The organism is Flavobacterium sp. W20_MBD1_R3, from assembly GCF_052119725.1.
GTDB lineage: Bacteria > Bacteroidota > Bacteroidia > Flavobacteriales > Flavobacteriaceae > Flavobacterium.
This window is the reverse complement of record NZ_JBGQOR010000004.1, coordinates 199,507-216,829: the sequence shown is the minus strand read 5'-3', so window position 1 is coordinate 216,829 and position 17,323 is coordinate 199,507. Positions and strand designations below refer to the sequence as shown.

Below are 17,323 nucleotides of genomic sequence, written 5' to 3'. Positions count from 1 at the left end.
CTGCAAACTGTTTTTAAGGTACTTCGATTTCGTTTACGATTTTGTTAATAATATCAACTGAAGTAATATTTTCCGCTTCTGCCTCATAGGTAATCCCAATTCTGTGACGCAATACATCGTGAACTACGGCCCGAACATCTTCGGGAATTACATAACCACGACGTTTGATGAAAGCGTAACATTTTGCGGCAGTCGCCAGATTAATGCTTCCACGTGGCGATGCTCCAAAACTGATTAATGGTTTCAAATCAGCCAATTTATATTTTTCCGGATACCTCGTGGCAAAAATGATATCGAGAATATATTTTTCTATTTTTTCGTCCATGTAAACCTCCCGAACAGCTTCCTGCGCGCGTAAAATTTGCTCTACTGAAACTACAGGATTTACTTTTTCATAACTTCCTTTCAAATTTTGGCGAATGATCAAACGCTCGTCTTCCATTTTAGGGTAATCAATAACGGTTTTCAACATAAAACGATCGACCTGAGCTTCAGGTAATTGATACGTTCCTTCTTGTTCAATAGGATTTTGAGTAGCTAATACTAAGAACGGTCGGTCTAGTTTGAAAGTAGTGTCACCAATGGTCACCTGTTTTTCCTGCATCGCTTCTAATAATGCTGATTGCACTTTAGCGGGTGCACGATTTATCTCATCTGCCAAAACAAAATTGGCAAAAATTGGCCCTTTTTTGATCGAAAATTCATTGGCTTTAATGTTGTAAATCATAGTTCCCACAACATCAGCAGGCAATAAATCTGGTGTAAATTGTATTCTGCTAAAAGAGCCATGCACCGCTTGTGAGAGTGTATTAATTGCTAATGTTTTGGCTAAACCGGGAACACCTTCTAACAAAATATGTCCCTGACCTAAAAGTCCAATTAATAAACGCTCCACCATGTGCTTTTGACCCACAATAACCTTGTTCATTTCCATTGTGAGAAGGTCTATAAAAGCACTTTCTCTTTCAATTTTTTCATTGATTGCTCTGATGTCTAAAGCGGCTGTGTTTTCTTCCATTTTATTATTTTTAAAACCTTGAATTTAGTGCTGTCCTTTTGAAGGTGCAAATTGAATTTTTTTTTAGAAGTAAGATGTTAAAAAATGGTTAAAACTTCGACAAAAGACTTAATTTTAAGGTCGAATTATGATACAATTTTTATATTTTTAAGAACTTTGAAAAATATACTTTCAATTTGAAGATTTACCTATTTTAATAATAAATAAAAAACATGAATAAAACTAAATTATCACCCATTGTAGCTGGCGTAATGAATTGGGGTATTTGGGATAAAAATCTCAATACCAAAGAAATGGAGAGCATGATTAATGTGTGTTTAGAAAATAAAATCACCACTTTTGATCATGCCGATATATACGGGGATTATACAACCGAAGTTGATTTTGGAAAAGCTTTTGCTTCGAGCAAAATTGCCAGAGAAAAAATGCAATTGATATCCAAATGTGGGATCCAAATGGTAACCAAAAATCGAAGAAACACGATCAAACACTACGAATACTCAAAAGAATATATTATCTGGTCTGTAGAAAACTCATTAAAAAACCTACAAACGGATTATCTAGACATTCTCTTATTGCATCGACCAAGTCCTTTGATGCATACTGACGAGATTGCCGAAGCAGTTTTGAAACTAAAATCAGATGGTAAAATTAATGATTTTGGACTTTCTAATTTTACCTCCTCACAAACTGAATTGATTCGCCAGAAAACAGAAGTTTTATACAATCAGGTACAATTTTCGGCAACGAATTTTGAACCTATGGTTGATGGAAGTTTTGATTATATGCAAGCGAACAACATTCGTCCTATGTCTTGGAATCCACTGGGATCAGTTTTCAGAGAAGACATTCCACAAACCAGACGATTAAAAAAGTTACTAGCAACCTTGGTTTCAAAATACCATTTGGGATCAGACTCTATTTTACTTTCTTGGATTTTGAAACATCCGGCGCAAGTAATTCCTATAGCGGGAACAGTGAATGTGGCGCGAATTCAATCGCTTATGAAAGCCGTCGAATTAGAATTAGACCAAGAAGATTGGTTTGCCATTTGGACCGCAAGTATGGGAGAAGATGTAGCTTAGAATAATGTTCAGTTCAGAAACTTTAGAATTAAAAACAGAAAAAAATCATGACTAAAACAGCCTTAGTGACTGGAGCCACCAGCGGAATTGGTAAAGCAACAGCGCAAATATTAGCTAAAAATAACTATAAAATTATTCTTTGCGGACGCCGTGAAGACCGATTAAATGATCTTGAAAAAGAACTTTCGGAATTTACAGAAGTGCATACCTTATCCTTTGATGTTCGAGATAAAAAAGCAGTTTTTGAAAGTATAAATTCCGTCCCGGAAGCCTTTGCAAAAATTGATGTTTTAATTAATAATGCCGGAAATGCGCATGGATTAGATCCCATTCAAAACGGAGATTTAGACGATTGGGACGCCATGATTGACATCAATGTCAAAGGGCTTTTATATGTTTCCAAAGCTATTATTCCGCAAATGATCGAACGAAAATCAGGTCATATTATCAATATTGGCTCTATTGCCGGAAAAGAAGTATATCCAAACGGAAACGTCTATTGCGCCTCCAAACATGCTGTAGACGCCTTGAGCCAAGCCATGCGCATGGATTTGAATCCGTATGGAATTCGCGTGGGTGCCATTCATCCCGGTGCTGTAGAAACAGAATTTAGCGAAGTACGTTTTAAAGGCGATACAGAGAAAGCCGCCAATGTGTACAAAGGTTTTGAACCATTACACCCAGAAGATATTGCTGATATTATTCATTTTGTAGTTTCAAGACCGTATCATGTAAATATTGCCGATTTGATGGTGTTGCCAACAGCACAAGCGGCAGCTACAATTTTAAAAAGAGATTGATTATTGTTAATTTTTTATTTCCATCATTATTTATAAACCCCTTAAATATGGCGAATCACAATTCTATTAGAAACAAGAAATTTAACGGGTAAAAAAATCAACCGCTAATTCGCTGATTTTTATATTAATTAGAAAATCTGCGAATTAGCGGTGGTTTATTAAAAAGCTCTGATAGAAAAGCATAAAAATAGGATTAATAATTAAGCCTCAACAACAATAAAAAATAGAAATAAATAATAATCAATACCAATGATCAACAAACGTATTCTTATCAAAAATTTACTTGCTCACAATGATGAGAGTAGTTTTTATGATAAAAAACGGCAGTTGAATTTGCATACACGGGAAGGAAAGGCCAAGTTTCTTAAACACATTTGTGCACTCTCTAATTCAAATCCCATGAACAATTCATACATTGTAGTAGGTGTTGAAGATCAAGACAATACAATTGTGGGAGATGACTTTTTTGACGATAGTCGAATTCAGAATTTAGTAAATGCCTATCTAGAAAATCCTCCAAAAATTCAGTATGAGAACGTACCTTTCCCAAATTTGCCAAAAGATAAGGTTATCGGACTGGTAACAATTAAGCCAAAAAGCAAAACTTCTCATTTCAAAAAAGGGATTCACACGGTTCCTGCTAACAGTGTTTTTATACGCAGAGGCAGCAATACAATGCCAGTTGAGGGTGAAATTGAAAAGAATTACCAAAACACCGAAACTGTAATAGGCATTGAAAATAATTCCAGAAACAGCATCGAATACACATTAGATGGCGTGATTGATTTCATGAATTTTCGCCATAAGGATATGTCACCAAAGTATAAAGTGTTCAAAGAATTATTTGTGATTTGCTGGGCAGGAATTGCAAAAAAATCGCGAGACAAAACCTATTTATCGCGAGTAGATATTGAATTAATCAACGAGCAGATCAAGCTGTTTTATTCGGCTCAGGATGTGGTCGAAATCACTTTCAATGAAGATACTTTTATCATTATTGAATATGTTCCTTTGGGCTTGAATGATAAAACGAGTTATTATCCTTTAGAAAAACAAACGATTCATTTTCATGATAATGGCTATTATAAAATAGAAAGAGAAATGCTGTTTGAGCCGCCAGAATTCAACAAAAAAATGCTATTTCACATTTATAATTCTAATATTGCTTTGCTGAAAAAACTCCAAAAAGGGCTTTCTTTAACAGAAAGAGAACACAAAGATTTAGAGAATCTACCTTCAACATTTATGATTTGTTACCTCAACGGTTTTGAAGATGCCAAACAAAAACTAATTGACGCCAAAGTATTGCTGAAAACTTTCACCCAAGTGTATTTATCGTTCAAAGAAGCGTTGCGGATTTTGAGAAAGATGAAATATGATGTGCAGTGAATTTAAGTTCGATGTTATCGAATTTAGTAAGTTTCATATGGCTTGAATATACGAAAGAGTCTTTCATTATGATATCGCAAAAGAAAAATTCCCCCTATTGCCAAACTTCTCTTTGCAAGTTGTTTTTTGCACGTTTTACTTGATTACAAATCATAAGTTACATTGATAAATATATATCTGGAAATTAAATTATTTTGAAAAGTGCTTTTTGAAAAATCTGTTGTTTGAATTTGTGAAAAAACTTTTTTATTTAGTAAATTTTTTGCACTTAAGTTCATTTCTAAATGTTTGTTGTTTGGTTTAAAAGTAATATTTGCATCTAAAAATAAGTAATTATTGTTTTTATTGTTTGTGTCAGGAAGATAATAATCCGATGATAAAACAGCAAATATTTTCTTTGTTGGTTTGTATCTTATTTTAAAAGTATTTATAATTGAATTGTTTGTTATTTTTTCTAAATCACTATTTTTATTAGTGTTTTTAATATTAATAAAATTATTGTCAAAATTAATTTTCGCTTTAAAAGCTGTTCTTATTGACAATTCATTTAAAATAATATTACTTGTATTTTCTCTTAAATTTGTTGAGTTTACAAGGTTAAAATAGTTAGAATAGCTGTAGTTTGTTTTCAATTTAATTGTAGTTGCTATAATTGGTAAATATTTTGCCAAAAGGACATCTGCATTATAATTATCATTTTTCTCCAATAAAAATATATTTTTTATATTGGTTTCTGTTTGATTTATGTTGTAATCAGAATAGAAATTTCCTTTGCTTTTTTGGTAACTAAACCCTACTTCAAATTGAAATTGCCTATATACATTATTGTTGTTATAGTTTAAACTGAAAAGAGTAGGTTTTTGTAAATCTAAATCTGGATTGTTAGATACTTTTAAACGATTATTTGTAATTACGGAATTTCTAAAAATAAATTCATCCACAACTGGATTTTGAGAATTGCTTAATCTGCTTGATATAAATGAAAGACTATTAATCTTAAATTTTAATAATAATGCTGGTTCAAATATAAAATCATTTGTATCTTCTTTTTGATTTAAGATGTTGTCTTGTAATGATTGTTTCAGAAATTTTATCGAATAGGATGGGGATAGTATCCATCTGTTTATATTGTAATTAACAGAACCTAAATGATATAATGATTTTTTGAAATAGATTGTTTTATTTTCATCAATTATTGATGATGATATATTATTTTGATAATTATTGAATGATGTAAATGGTGTTTTTTCATAGTTTGCTCCAACTGAAAATGAATATTTAAAGTTTTCTGTGGTTCCTAAAATATTAATAACACCATCAATATAATTCTTTTTGAAATTACTGTTTTGATTGTTAGTTTCAGTTATTGAGTTTAATCTTAAAAATTGTGGGGTATTATTAAATCCTTGATTGATATTGATTTGAATTACTTTTTTGTCAGATATTTTTTTTGTGAAAATTAAATTTTGATTAAAAAATTGATTTTTTGATTTTAGATTACTATAAAATTGATTAGTCTGATTTGCTAAAATAGTTATGTTTGTGAAAGTTTCTTCGAGATTAAATTTAGTTTTGTATTCTAAAAGTGAATTCTTTGAAGAATTAAATTTTACTTCTAAATCTCCTCTATATAGGTTTGGTTTTTTGTTTGATGTGTTATTATCAGATGTTGTAAATGTTTCGCTATTGATTGTGTTAATTGTGTTTGTGGCTTGTTGAAAATTTATATTGTCGTGCAAATAATAAAAATTCGTTTTTACAGAAATACGTTTACTGATTTTAAAAAGACTATTGTAATTTGAGAAAAACAAATTGTTATTATTTGTTCTTGTGTTATCAATAATGTTAGAAAATAATGTTTCGGGAATAACTCTGTAAGTTTCAAAACTTTTACTTCTGGATTGCTCAATGTTTTGAGTTCCTGAAAAATAATCAAACGGTGAATTATTTCCACCTACATTATTATAGGAAAATGTTCCAAAAGCCTTATATCCTTTAGATATTTGTAAGATATTTACAATAGAGTTGTTCATTTTTTTTTTATCGCTATTGACACCTAATCCAAAATCAATATTGCCAGAATAATCTGTTTTACTTTTTTTTAATTTTAGATTTAGCGAAACTTTATCGCCGTTTTCAATACCTTTCAATAGTAAATTTTCAGAAAAATTATCAATGGCTTGAACTTGTTCAACCATATCTACATTTATATTCTTTGTACCCAAACTGTAATTATACCCAAACATATTGTCCCCATCAAGTGTAACGGCTTCTATTGATTTGCCTTTATATTTTATTTCGCCTGTTTTTTCGTTTACCGAAATTCCGGGTAATTTTTTTATAATATCTTCTATTTTTCGTTCTGAACCATCACGGAATTTTGAAACATTATATTTCAAAGTGTCTTCTTTAACTATAATTGCTTTTTTTTCGGTAATAATTTTAATTTCTTTAAGTTCAGTTATATCTTCTGCTAATTGAAAATTGAGCTCATACGTTTTGGTTGTATTGGGATTGTCAATTAGTTGTTTTTCTGTAAAATAGCCGTCAGAATTTATTTCAACTAAAATTTTCTCGTAGTTTTTTTTTAAAATAATGTTATATTTTCCATTTCTTATAGAAACAAATTCTTTGACGCTTTCAGGATTATTAGCTTCTTTAAATACCACATTTGCCAATACCAAAGGATTGCCTTTGGTATCGAAAACTGTTCCTGTTATGGTTTGAGAAAAAGAATAAGAGGTAATTAAAAGAAAAACAATTATAATATAAATTTTATTCATTATTTTTTGTTTCTCTTTTTTCAATAAATTCTAAAGTTTCGTATAAAGGAAAATCTTTTAAATCAACAGGTTCTGACGTTTCATCTCCCATCTGTGAGAACATAAAGGTTAATTCATTTTGTTTTTGTTTTACCGCCTTTTCAACAAATTCATTAAATGTTGATTTTTTATCTAATTTTGGTTCATTAAGAATTTCATTCGTTTTTTCAATTTTAGCTAATTTAAACGTATAAATGTTTGTGTTTTCGTAAGCTTCCAAAACAACTCCAGGCAATCCAATTAATCTCCATGGACCACAACTAATTTTTAATTCATTAGTGAAAAACACTGACCAAGTTCTATCATTTATAAATGCTGTTGCTTTCTGCGATTTATATCCTGAAATAACTTTGTACTCGTCTAAAATATCCCATTTAGGATAGACTATTTTATCTTTGACTAATACTTTACTATTGCAACTAACATCATATAATAATGAAGTTATACTATCTTTTTTGAAATCATAATAATATAATTTATCCTCAAAGCAAATATTGCCAGAACTAATAACAGTTGTGCTATCATTTGTTTTTACATCAATTAATTTATCTCCGTTATTTAATAAATTTTTATATTGAGATAAATTAAAGGTTGTAATATTTTTATTAATATTAAGAATCCCGTTTGCTTTAAATTCTAAATCATTAATCTTTCTTATGAATTCATATGTTACTTTATTGTTTTGTGAAAAACAATAACAAGAAATGAATATAAATATGTATTTTTTCATCTTTTTTTATTTAATAACAAAAGCTGTCATAAGAATGACAGCTTTAGAAAATAACTAATTATTCAACTGCTTGTAAGATAACAACTTTTGGACAAGTAACCTCTTTATAATAAGTGTTCCCAAATGCATCTGTTGCTTGTCTGTAGCACTTTGTTACAACTGTGACATTTGCTTGTTTTGTAATTACTTTTGTTCTTGCACTTGTATTTGCAAAAGAAACGGTACCAGCTAATAAGCATAGCCCTAAAAATAAATTTTTCATATTTGAATAAATTTAATTGTTAATAATATCATTTTTATTGTTTATTTCGGTAAACAAAAACCATTTCCTACTTCTCTTATTTTTCTTTGGGATTAAAAGACAAACTCCCTCAATTCGTAGCTACTGAATATTTTCAAGTCAAATTTTAAACTTTTTTTTGCAAACAACAATATAATCGGATTCATATGAGAAGATTATATCATTATTCAAATTTAAAAAAATTAAAAATACAGTAAGGGTAGTTTTACTACCTTCCTTGTTAAAGTTTAATAAAAACACTTCTTTAAAATAATCAAAGAAGTTTTTCTACTCAAATAATTATAATTTTTAAATAATCCCTATTTTCCGAGATTCTCTAATGATATCCTCGTCATTACCAGTATTAATATGCAGCAATTCCTTTATAGCCGATTTTCTTTTATGAATTGCACTTAGTGTTAAAGGAATATAATTGGGAAGGTTTTTAGTAGTTATACCTTGTGAAATCAGAAGAATAATTTCTCTATTCAAAATGTTAAAATGTATGTTGTTAATTCTGTTCTCGTTGATGGTTTTGTTTATTCTTTCACTTTTATAAACCTCTCCTTCGACAATTTTCTTAAAAATAACGTGAATTGAGTCATAATCAAGATCTGATTTTTCAACTAAACCTTCTGGATTTATATTTTTTATAATGCTGCTTAATGTAAGCTTATTTAAATATCCTGAGATAAAAATAATTTTAATTTCAGGGTGCTTCGTTCGTAATAACTTTGCTAAATCTTCTCCGTTTTTTAAATTATTTTCTAAACACTCTGGCATACTCAAATCTAACACTGCCAAATCAATAACTTCCAGATTTTGCTTAAAAACGAAATTATATGCGCACTTCAAAGAATTGACCGAAGTGATTTCTGAATTTATTTCTAAATCTTTTAAAACCATTTTATAGCAATCTGTAATCATAACATGATCATCAACTAATAAAACTTTTAGACACATATAATTTTAGCTTCTTGAAATTTGAAAACCTTTGTTGTGTTTTAATTTGGGTGTAAGATATTTACAATGAAATCTATTTTCTACTTACATAAATTCACAGTCCTAAATCAAGGCCAACAATTCTTTTAAAACTTGACAGATCAGTTTAGCCAAAAGTATCGATAACGCAAGAAGTGCACTCATTTTGAGAGGGTTTAATTTTTTTTATAAAACTAATCTGAAAAATTAAATAAAACAATCACCTAAAACAGTGATATTTCAACTTTTTATTTAAATATAGATTCTTTAATTATTTTAAAAAAAATGAACCAAAAAAGCTTCGTTCACCACACTTTTACTTAATTTTAGCACTTGAAAAATAGCTAAAACTTATGGCTACTTTTAAACTAATAAAAGAACACAACCCTTAAATGAGAACACTTGTTATAGGCGATATCCACGGTGGTTTGCGAGCATTGCACCAAATTATGGAGAGAGCCAAAGTTACTAAAAATGATACATTGATTTTTCTGGGAGATTACGTTGACGGCTGGAGCCAATCCCCTCAGGTACTTGATTTTATAATTGATTTAAAAATCAAACAAAACTGCATTTGTATTCGTGGCAATCACGATGATTTATTGCTGGAATGGCTTGACGAAAGCAAAGACAATCTGTTGTGGTATAAACATGGCGGAGAAGCGACTGTTTTGGCCTACGAATCCGTTAACATAGAAACCAAGCAAAAGCACATTGAATTCCTAAAATCCTTAGAGAATTATCATCTTGACGAGCAACAACGTTTGTTTGTTCATGCTGGCTTTACCAATATGAACGGCGTCAGTTTTGAGTATTTTCCGGGACTTTTCTATTGGGACAGAACCCTGTGGGAAACCGCATTAGCATTAGACACAACAATGAAATCCGATCACCCGTTTTATCCAAAACGGTTTACCTTGTACGATGAAATTTACATTGGTCATACTCCAGTTACTAGAATAAGTGAAACGACTCCCGTACAAAAAGCAAATGTTTGGAATGTAGATACTGGAGCAGCTTTCAAAGGGCCATTGACTATTATGGATGTTGACACTAAGGAATTCTGGCAAAGCGAACCTTTAGATCAGTTGTATTTTGACGAGAAAGGAAGAAATTAGATTTTATTGAACTACTTTTGCACTCATTTAAAAAATTAAGAGTATGAAAAAAATTATTACAATAATAGTGTTAATGACTGTAGGTCTGGCTAATGCACAAGCTTTCAAAGGAGATGGGGATGTAAAATTTGATGTTGGGGCAATCATCCAAAACGGAGGATCTGGAATTCGTATATCTTCTGATTTTGGACTTGGAGAAAATATGTCATTTGGATTTGCAACTTCTTATTTGCTATCTGTTTCCAAAGATGATTTAGGGAACAAACCGGATTTTGGAGACCGAGTGGACATTAAAGGACGGTTTAATGCAAACTTGGGAAATGTGTTTGAATTAGACCCAAAAATGGATCTTTATCCGGGATTAGATGTAGGGTTACGGAATTTTGGTGCACATTTAGGATTCCGTTATTTCTTTACAGAAGGATTTGGTGTTTTCACCGAAGCCGGTATTCCAATTGCCAGTTATAAAACAAATCCAATAGGTTTTGATAAACTGAACAATCAATTCACCTTTAACATCGGTGCATCTTTCAATTTATAGAACGATTATACTTAATGTTGTCAAAGAATTTTTAATAAAAAAAGGCAATTTGAAATATTCAAATTGCCTTTTTTAGTTTGTTATATTCTAGAACTACAAATCAAATTTGATTCCTTGTGCCAATGGCAATTGTGCTCCGTAATTAATCGTATTGGTTTGTCTTCTCATGTAGGCTTTCCAAGCGTCAGAACCCGATTCACGTCCACCCCCAGTTTCTTTTTCACCACCAAAAGCTCCACCAATTTCTGCTCCGGAAGTACCAATATTTACATTGGCAATTCCACAATCAGAACCAGATTGAGAAAGGAACAATTCCATTTCTCTCATGCTATTGGTAAAAATAGAAGAAGAAAGTCCTTGTGGAACTCCGTTTTGTAATGCAATTGCTTCTTCAATTGTACCGTATTTCATTACATATAAAATAGGGGCAAAAGTTTCTGTTTGTACGATGTCAAAATGATTTTCAGCTTCAATGATACATGGTCTTACATAACAACCGCTTTCATATCCTTCGCCTTCAACCAAACCACCTTCCACGATGATTTTTCCACCTTCTTTTTTAGCGCTTTCAATTGCATTCAAATATTCCTGAACAGCGCCTTTATCGATAACTGGCCCAACATGATTCTTCTCATCCAATGGATTTCCTATTTGCAATTGACCGTAGGCGTTTTTCAACACGCTGATGGTTTTGTCATACACACTTTCGTGAATGATTAAACGTCTGGTTGATGTACAGCGCTGCCCTGCTGTTCCTACCGCTCCAAAAACGGCTCCTACTAATACCATATTGATATCCGCATGTTCCGAAACGATAATTGCATTGTTTCCCCCTAATTCAAGAATAGTTTTTCCAAAACGTTCTGCAACAGTTTTTGATACATGACGTCCGATTCTAGTTGACCCTGTAAAAGAAACCAACGAAATTCTTTTGTCATTATTGATTAGATCTCCGGATTCGTTTCCTGTTACTAAACAACTAACACCTTCGGGAACGTTATTTCTTTTTAGAACTGTTTTGATAATATTTTGACAAGCAATTCCGCATAAAGGTACTTTTGAACTTGGTTTCCAAATAGCAACATCACCACAAACCCAAGCAATCATTGCATTCCAACTCCAAACTGCTACCGGAAAGTTAAATGCTGAAATGATACCCACGGTTCCTATTGGATGGTATTGCTCATACATTCTGTGCATAGGCCGTTCAGAATGCATGGTTAATCCGTACAACTGACGGGATAATCCCACTGCAAAATCACAGATATCAATCATTTCCTGCACTTCGCCATATCCTTCTTGAAGACTTTTTCCCATTTCATACGAAACGAGTTTTCCTAAAGGCTCTTTGAATTTTCTTAATTCATCCCCCATCTGACGAACGATATCGCCTCTTTTGGGAGCAGGAACCATGCGCCATTCTAGGAAAGCTTCTGAAGCTTTTTGCATCGCTTTTTCATAATCCTCTTTAGAAGACGTTTTTACTTTTCCAATTAAAGTTCCATCTGCTGGCGAATAACTTTCGATGATTTTTCCGTTGGCAAAATTAGCTGCTCCAGTTGATGTTCCTTCATTTATCTCCTCAATCCCTAATTGCTTAAGGGCGTCTTTTATTCCGAATTGATCTGTTATTGTTATCATTGTAACTTTTTTATTAAAAATTGTTATATTTTTTTACAAATATATTGATTTAAGGTGAAATAGTAAACATTGCCACTTTTATTTTATGTTTTTCAGCCCCGATAGCAGCGGCATCCTTTTGCGGCTTTCTTTAAGCCAAAAAAGATAAAACGGATAGCGGACACAAGCGAAACGAACTGACGAAGTAATTAGCTCCCAAAAATTATTTTCTGGCAACAAATCTTGGATCCGTTTCCATTACAGTGCCACATTTTTCGCAAGTTCTTAAGTGTTCCGAATTGTAGAAATGTTCAAAATGAGGCAAGAAATCTTTCTCGATATTATGCAGTTCAAAATAGACTTCGTGCAGTTTATGATTGCAAGAATCACAAAACCAAAGCAGGCCGTCCGTAAATCCTTGTCCGGCTCTTTTTCGTTCAATTACAAGTCCAATAGAACCTTCGGAACGTACTGGAGAATGGGGGGTTTTAGCCGGATTAAGATACATATCTCCAGGATGCAATTCCATTTCCTTTCGCTCGCCCTCATCTTGAACAATCACTTTTATGGAGCCTTCAAGTTGGTAAAATAACTCTTCGGTTTCGTTATAATGATAGTCTTTTCGGGCGTTAGGACCAGCAACTACCATAACGATATAATCACCGGATTCTGTGTATAAATTCTTGTTGCCAACGGGCGGTTTGAGCAGATGACGGTTTTCGTCAATCCATTTATTTAGGTTAAAAGGTTTTGCAATTGCCATGATTTTTATTTTAAATGTAAATTTATGAAATTATGAACTGTTATTTTTTTTCCTTGATTAAATAAATATAAACGGGAAAATGGTCGCTAAATCCTATTTCGGTCGTGGAATGCCGTAACGGATATCCTTTATATTGTCCGCTGGTTTGTATCAAAAACGATTTGTTGTAAATTCCTGCTTTCCAATATCGAAAACTCGAATAATCCGTTTGCAGCAAGGTTTCGGAAACCATTATTTGGTCAAAAACATCCCAGGCATCTCGGAATGCGATGGTTCCAAATCCTTTTTTAGCCATTTCTTCAAATGGATTATAAATCCCAAACGGAAGTACCTCCGTCTTTTTTGCTTTGGCGCCAAGCTCCACTTTGACACTTTTGTTATACGGTCCATCATTCAAATCGCCTAAAGTAATCACTTTTGCGTTTGGATTTACGCGCTGTAGCGAATCAATTATTTTCCGGTTTAATGCTCCTGCGGCTTCGCGAAACGGACTTGATTTTTTCTCGCCGCCAGAACGGGACGGCCAGTGATTGACGATAATATTAATTTCCTCGCCATCTAGAAATCCAGTGACCAAAAGCTGATCTCGAGTGTAAACCCGATAATTTATAGTACTTATTTGTAATTCATCATCTGTTTTTTCTTCGGAACTGGCTTTGGAACTTTCATGCGTAAGAGTCCCTTCTTTGTAAATGTACAACGGAATATTGCTGTAACTCGTGGGCTGAAATTTCTTTTTCTGATACAAGAGCGCCACATCAATTCCTCTTTTGTCAGGCGAATCAAAATGGATGATTCCGTAGTCTTTGTCGATCAATTTCGGTTGTTTGACTAAATCTTCTAAAACACCTCGGTTTTCTATTTCGCATCCACCAATAAATGTGGGCGAATCGGTATTTTCAGCAGAACCTATTTCCGATAAGATACGGGCTAAGTTAACTAGCTTTTTTTTGTATTTATCGTAGGTCCATCGCTGCAGCCCTTTTGGAGTCCATTCTTCATCAAAAGTATCAGGATCATTTATCGTATCAAAAAGATTTTCAAAGTTATAAAATGCAACGGTGTGAATCACATACTTTTTTTGTTGCGCATGAGATATTGCTATTGGAAAAAATAAAAGTAAAAGCGGAATACAGTACGAAATTCTCATAAATATCATTTATTTCCAGTCGTTGATACGATTTCTTTATAAATCTGTTATTTGTAAAAATAGTCATTTGTGCGCGAACTCAAGATTATTTTCTAATTGTCTATCTTTGTTTTTTACTGTAAAGCCTTTACAAGTAAAGTTATTTAAGAAAAACAATAAAGCATGAATAAAGACCGATTTACTTTTACACCACGTCATTCTATTTTATATCAATTTCTATTGTTTATTTTTGTTTTACAATCTTTCAACAGTCAAGCCCAATATAACATGATTACACCGCCTAGTTTACAAAAAGGAGATACCGTAGCTATTTTGGCAACAGCCAGAAAAAACACAGATGACAACCTGAAACCTGCTATTGATTTGTTGCACAGTTGGGGACTGGAGGTTGTCATTGGCAGCACAATAGGCTTAGACAACAATCAATTAGCCGGAACCGACGAACAGCGAGCAGCCGATTTTCAGCAACAACTGGACAATCCAAACATTAAAGCCATCTGGTGTGTAAAAGGTGGATACGGAACCGTAAGAATGATCGATTTACTAGATTTTACTGTCTTTAAAAAAAATCCGAAATGGATTGTTGGATTCAGTGATGTAACAGTTTTACACAATCATTTGAATACAATGGGTTACAAATCCATTCACGGAATCATGCCAATAACCGCTCCAAGAGCTACTCCACAAGCTATCGAAACCATTCGTATTGCGCTCTTTGGTGAAGAACTATCCTATACAATTGACCCTTTTATAATGAATAGACCCGGAAAAGCCACCGGAGAATTAGTGGGTGGAAATTTATCAATTTTATACAGCTTAATGGGTTCGCCATCCGCAATTGATTGTTCAGATAAAATATTGTTTATAGAAGATTTAGATGAATATTTGTATCATATTGATCGCATGATGATGAATTTAAAGCGAAATGGTTGTCTGGAAAGTATCAAAGGAATAGTGGTGGGTTCTATGACAAGAATGAAGGATAATGATATTCCTTGGGGAAAAAATGCTATCGAAATTATCGAGGATGTAACCAAAACATATCATATTCCTATATTATATAATTTTCCTGCCGGTCATATTCAAGATAATAGAGCGTTAATTTTAGGAAACAATGTGACGATCGAAGTCAATGAAAAAAACAGTACGCTGGTTTTTGAATAAAGAAATCCTACCTCCGAAGGAGGGAGAGACTAAACGGGAGCAGATCGAGAACAATTGTTATCATGCTAAATTTTGATCATAAATTAACCTCTCGAATTTTAAGAATTAATTATAGAGGTTTGAAAACTTTAAACAACTTTTTTTAATGGCGGAACACAACGAACTAGGGAAACTTGGTGAAGAAATGGCGGTCGAATTTCTAAGAAAAGACGGCTATTCGATTTTACAAACTAATTGGATCTTCCAAAAAGCCGAAGTAGATATTCTCGCTCAAAAAGGAAACACTCTTGCCGTTGTTGAGGTCAAAACCCGTTCCTCTCTGGAATTTGGCTTGCCACAAGATTTTGTAAAACCAAAAAAAATCCAGCTTCTTGTAAAAGCAGTTGATGCATTTGTCAACGAAAGAAATTTAGATATTGAAGTTCGTTTTGATATAATAGCAATCCATAAAGAAGGTAAATCATTTGTAATTGAGCACCTTATCGATGCCTTTTATCATTTCTAATTCATCTTTTGAATGTTATATTTGTAACAAATTGTTTTTTTATTTACATTTGCGTTATATTTACACACTGATTACGTGCCTAATTACAACACAAAAAAAATAAATCATGAAAACTGTTTCTTCCATAGTTGAAAACTATATCAAAACAAAGCCATTTTTGTTGAATGCTTTATCATTAGGCATCATTAATTTGACATCATTATCTCGAAATATAATGACCGAATTAGAAAGTGAATTTAGCAAGGAAGTAAAACAAGGCGCGGTTGTTATGGCTTTAAAAAGACTTACCGAAGAACTGGATTTCAGGTTAAACCATAAGATCAACAAAGTCATTAAAAACATTGGCGAAATCACTGTTCGCTCTTCTTTGACGGATTATACTTTTGCCGCATCAGACAGCGTATTGAACAAACAGGCTGATTTAATTACAGATATCAATACGTTACCGGATATTTTTTACACTTCATCCAGAGGAGTGAACGAAACAAACATTGTGGTTAGCAACAGTATCAATCACTTAGTTGACAAGCATTTTGCTAATGAGAAACTAATCCAAAAACTCGACAATCTAGCTTCGATTACTGTAAAATTACCCAAAGAAAACATTGTTGTTCCTGGGATTTACTATTTTATTTTTCAGCGTTTGGCTTGGGAAGGAATCATCATCAATGAAGTAATTTCAACTTCTAATGAATTTACTATTTTAGTGAGCGAGGAACAAGTAGATGTAGCTTTTAAAGTAATTAAGGATTTGAAGAATTAGATTAGTTTTCTAATATTCCGGTTTTTGTTTAGTTCCTCTAAAATTAATTATTTCAATACTTGATTTTTTATAATTTACTCGGTAGACCAAGTAGTTATTTTTATCTACTATTGCTTTATGAAGATTTTTGTAGGTTTCAGATTTTGGATATAAGTCAGGGTAAAGACTAATCTGATTGGTAACTTGGTTAATATTTTCTTCCAATTGCAAAATTTCTCTAAAAGTCCATTCTGCTTCTAAATATTCAATAACAATTGCTAAACCGTTATCGGCTTGTGGCGTCCACTTGATCTTTAACGCCATTTAGAAAATCTATTCATTACAGTTTCGTTACTTATAAATTCGTCATTTTCTGCTTGCTTTAAACCGATTTCAATTTCAAGTTTTTCATCTGAATTCAAATCAGTAAACCAATCTTTTTTACTGGTTTTTAAAATAATTTCAAGTTTTTCCAATAAACTTTCGTCTATAGTGGTCAACTCTTGAATAAAATTATATTTTCTGGCGGCTAAATTCATAACTTAAAAATTTTAGTGTAACAAAGTTATCTTTTTTGATTGTGTTAAAAAAATAAATCCTGAAATTTAACTAACT

General features: G+C 32.3%; 18 protein-coding genes. 8 read left to right on the top strand and 10 right to left on the bottom strand.

All coding sequences use genetic code 11. The features are described 5' to 3' along the window. Positions 1–13: 13 nt before the first annotated feature. Positions 14–1,018 carry an AAA family ATPase gene (locus ACEN2F_RS08510; protein WP_441737902.1) on the bottom strand — a complete coding sequence of 335 codons (1,005 nt, stop codon included), beginning with the start codon at positions 1,016–1,018 and terminating at the stop codon, positions 14–16. 212 nt (positions 1,019–1,230) lie between these two features. On the opposite strand from ACEN2F_RS08510, the gene ACEN2F_RS08505 reads away from it, so the two are divergent. The 3 genes from ACEN2F_RS08505 to ACEN2F_RS08495 all read left to right on the top strand — a co-directional run bounded on the left by ACEN2F_RS08505 (position 1,231) and on the right by ACEN2F_RS08495 (position 4,292). Further along, positions 1,231–2,103, top strand: a complete 873-nt coding sequence (locus ACEN2F_RS08505) for an aldo/keto reductase (protein ID WP_441737900.1) — start codon at positions 1,231–1,233, stop codon at positions 2,101–2,103. Between the two features lie 47 nt (positions 2,104–2,150). Next, positions 2,151–2,903 carry an SDR family NAD(P)-dependent oxidoreductase gene (locus tag ACEN2F_RS08500; protein ID WP_441737898.1) on the top strand — a complete coding sequence of 251 codons (753 nt, stop codon included), beginning with the start codon at positions 2,151–2,153 and terminating at the stop codon, positions 2,901–2,903. A 249-nt stretch (positions 2,904–3,152) separates the two neighbouring features. Beyond that, a complete protein-coding gene (locus tag ACEN2F_RS08495) occupies positions 3,153–4,292 on the top strand; it encodes an ATP-binding protein (RefSeq protein ID WP_441737896.1) in 1,140 nt (379 codons plus the stop codon). 143 nt (positions 4,293–4,435) lie between these two features. On the opposite strand, the gene ACEN2F_RS08490 is transcribed toward ACEN2F_RS08495, so the two are convergent. The 4 genes from ACEN2F_RS08490 to ACEN2F_RS08475 all read right to left on the bottom strand — a co-directional run bounded on the left by ACEN2F_RS08490 (position 4,436) and on the right by ACEN2F_RS08475 (position 9,087). Then, a complete protein-coding gene (locus ACEN2F_RS08490) occupies positions 4,436–7,075 on the bottom strand; it encodes a hypothetical protein (RefSeq protein ID WP_441737894.1) in 2,640 nt (879 codons plus the stop codon). Next, positions 7,068–7,844 carry a GLPGLI family protein gene (locus ACEN2F_RS08485; RefSeq protein ID WP_441737892.1) on the bottom strand — a complete coding sequence of 259 codons (777 nt, stop codon included), beginning with the start codon at positions 7,842–7,844 and terminating at the stop codon, positions 7,068–7,070. The genes ACEN2F_RS08490 and ACEN2F_RS08485 overlap by 8 nt, the downstream gene beginning before the upstream one ends. Before the next feature lie 58 nt (positions 7,845–7,902). Next, positions 7,903–8,106, bottom strand: coding sequence for a hypothetical protein (locus ACEN2F_RS08480; protein WP_441737890.1), 204 nt, complete (start codon positions 8,104–8,106; stop codon positions 7,903–7,905). 327 nt (positions 8,107–8,433) lie between these two features. After that, positions 8,434–9,087: a response regulator gene (locus tag ACEN2F_RS08475; protein ID WP_441737888.1), complete on the bottom strand. Its 654-nt coding sequence runs from the start codon at positions 9,085–9,087 to the stop codon at positions 8,434–8,436. Between the two features lie 410 nt (positions 9,088–9,497). Here ACEN2F_RS08475 and ACEN2F_RS08470 point away from each other — a divergent pair, with 410 nt between their 5' ends. Then, positions 9,498–10,223: a metallophosphoesterase family protein gene (locus ACEN2F_RS08470; RefSeq protein ID WP_441737886.1), complete on the top strand. Its 726-nt coding sequence runs from the start codon at positions 9,498–9,500 to the stop codon at positions 10,221–10,223. A gap of 43 nt (positions 10,224–10,266) precedes the next feature. Then, positions 10,267–10,764 (top strand): DUF6646 family protein, encoded by a 498-nt coding sequence (locus tag ACEN2F_RS08465; protein WP_441737884.1) that lies wholly within the window; start codon positions 10,267–10,269, stop codon positions 10,762–10,764. A 93-nt stretch (positions 10,765–10,857) separates the two neighbouring features. Here the strand turns inward: ACEN2F_RS08465 and amaB are convergent, their stop codons facing one another. The 3 genes from amaB to ACEN2F_RS08450 all read right to left on the bottom strand — a co-directional run bounded on the left by amaB (position 10,858) and on the right by ACEN2F_RS08450 (position 14,297). Continuing rightward, positions 10,858–12,405, bottom strand: a complete 1,548-nt coding sequence (gene amaB / locus ACEN2F_RS08460) for an L-piperidine-6-carboxylate dehydrogenase (protein ID WP_441737882.1) — start codon at positions 12,403–12,405, stop codon at positions 10,858–10,860. A gap of 202 nt (positions 12,406–12,607) precedes the next feature. After that, positions 12,608–13,147, bottom strand: coding sequence for a 3-hydroxyanthranilate 3,4-dioxygenase (locus ACEN2F_RS08455; protein WP_441737880.1), 540 nt, complete (start codon positions 13,145–13,147; stop codon positions 12,608–12,610). Between the two features lie 40 nt (positions 13,148–13,187). After that, positions 13,188–14,297: an endonuclease/exonuclease/phosphatase family protein gene (locus tag ACEN2F_RS08450; RefSeq protein ID WP_441737878.1), complete on the bottom strand. Its 1,110-nt coding sequence runs from the start codon at positions 14,295–14,297 to the stop codon at positions 13,188–13,190. Between the two features lie 162 nt (positions 14,298–14,459). Between ACEN2F_RS08450 and ACEN2F_RS08445 the strand changes: the two genes are divergently transcribed. The 3 genes from ACEN2F_RS08445 to ACEN2F_RS08435 all read left to right on the top strand — a co-directional run bounded on the left by ACEN2F_RS08445 (position 14,460) and on the right by ACEN2F_RS08435 (position 16,729). Beyond that, a complete protein-coding gene (locus ACEN2F_RS08445; RefSeq protein ID WP_441737876.1) occupies positions 14,460–15,461 on the top strand; it encodes a S66 peptidase family protein in 1,002 nt (333 codons plus the stop codon). 145 nt (positions 15,462–15,606) lie between these two features. Next, positions 15,607–15,966 (top strand): YraN family protein, encoded by a 360-nt coding sequence (locus tag ACEN2F_RS08440; protein WP_441737875.1) that lies wholly within the window; start codon positions 15,607–15,609, stop codon positions 15,964–15,966. 106 nt (positions 15,967–16,072) lie between these two features. After that, a complete protein-coding gene (locus ACEN2F_RS08435; RefSeq protein ID WP_441737873.1) occupies positions 16,073–16,729 on the top strand; it encodes an aspartate kinase in 657 nt (218 codons plus the stop codon). A gap of 9 nt (positions 16,730–16,738) precedes the next feature. Here the strand turns inward: ACEN2F_RS08435 and ACEN2F_RS08430 are convergent, their stop codons facing one another. Both ACEN2F_RS08430 and ACEN2F_RS08425 read right to left on the bottom strand, forming a co-directional pair. Next, a complete protein-coding gene (locus ACEN2F_RS08430) occupies positions 16,739–17,032 on the bottom strand; it encodes a type II toxin-antitoxin system RelE/ParE family toxin (RefSeq protein WP_441737871.1) in 294 nt (97 codons plus the stop codon). Beyond that, positions 17,023–17,247 (bottom strand): hypothetical protein, encoded by a 225-nt coding sequence (locus ACEN2F_RS08425; RefSeq protein ID WP_441737869.1) that lies wholly within the window; start codon positions 17,245–17,247, stop codon positions 17,023–17,025. Before ACEN2F_RS08425 ends, ACEN2F_RS08430 begins: the two co-directional genes overlap by 10 nt. Positions 17,248–17,323 lie beyond the last annotated feature (76 nt).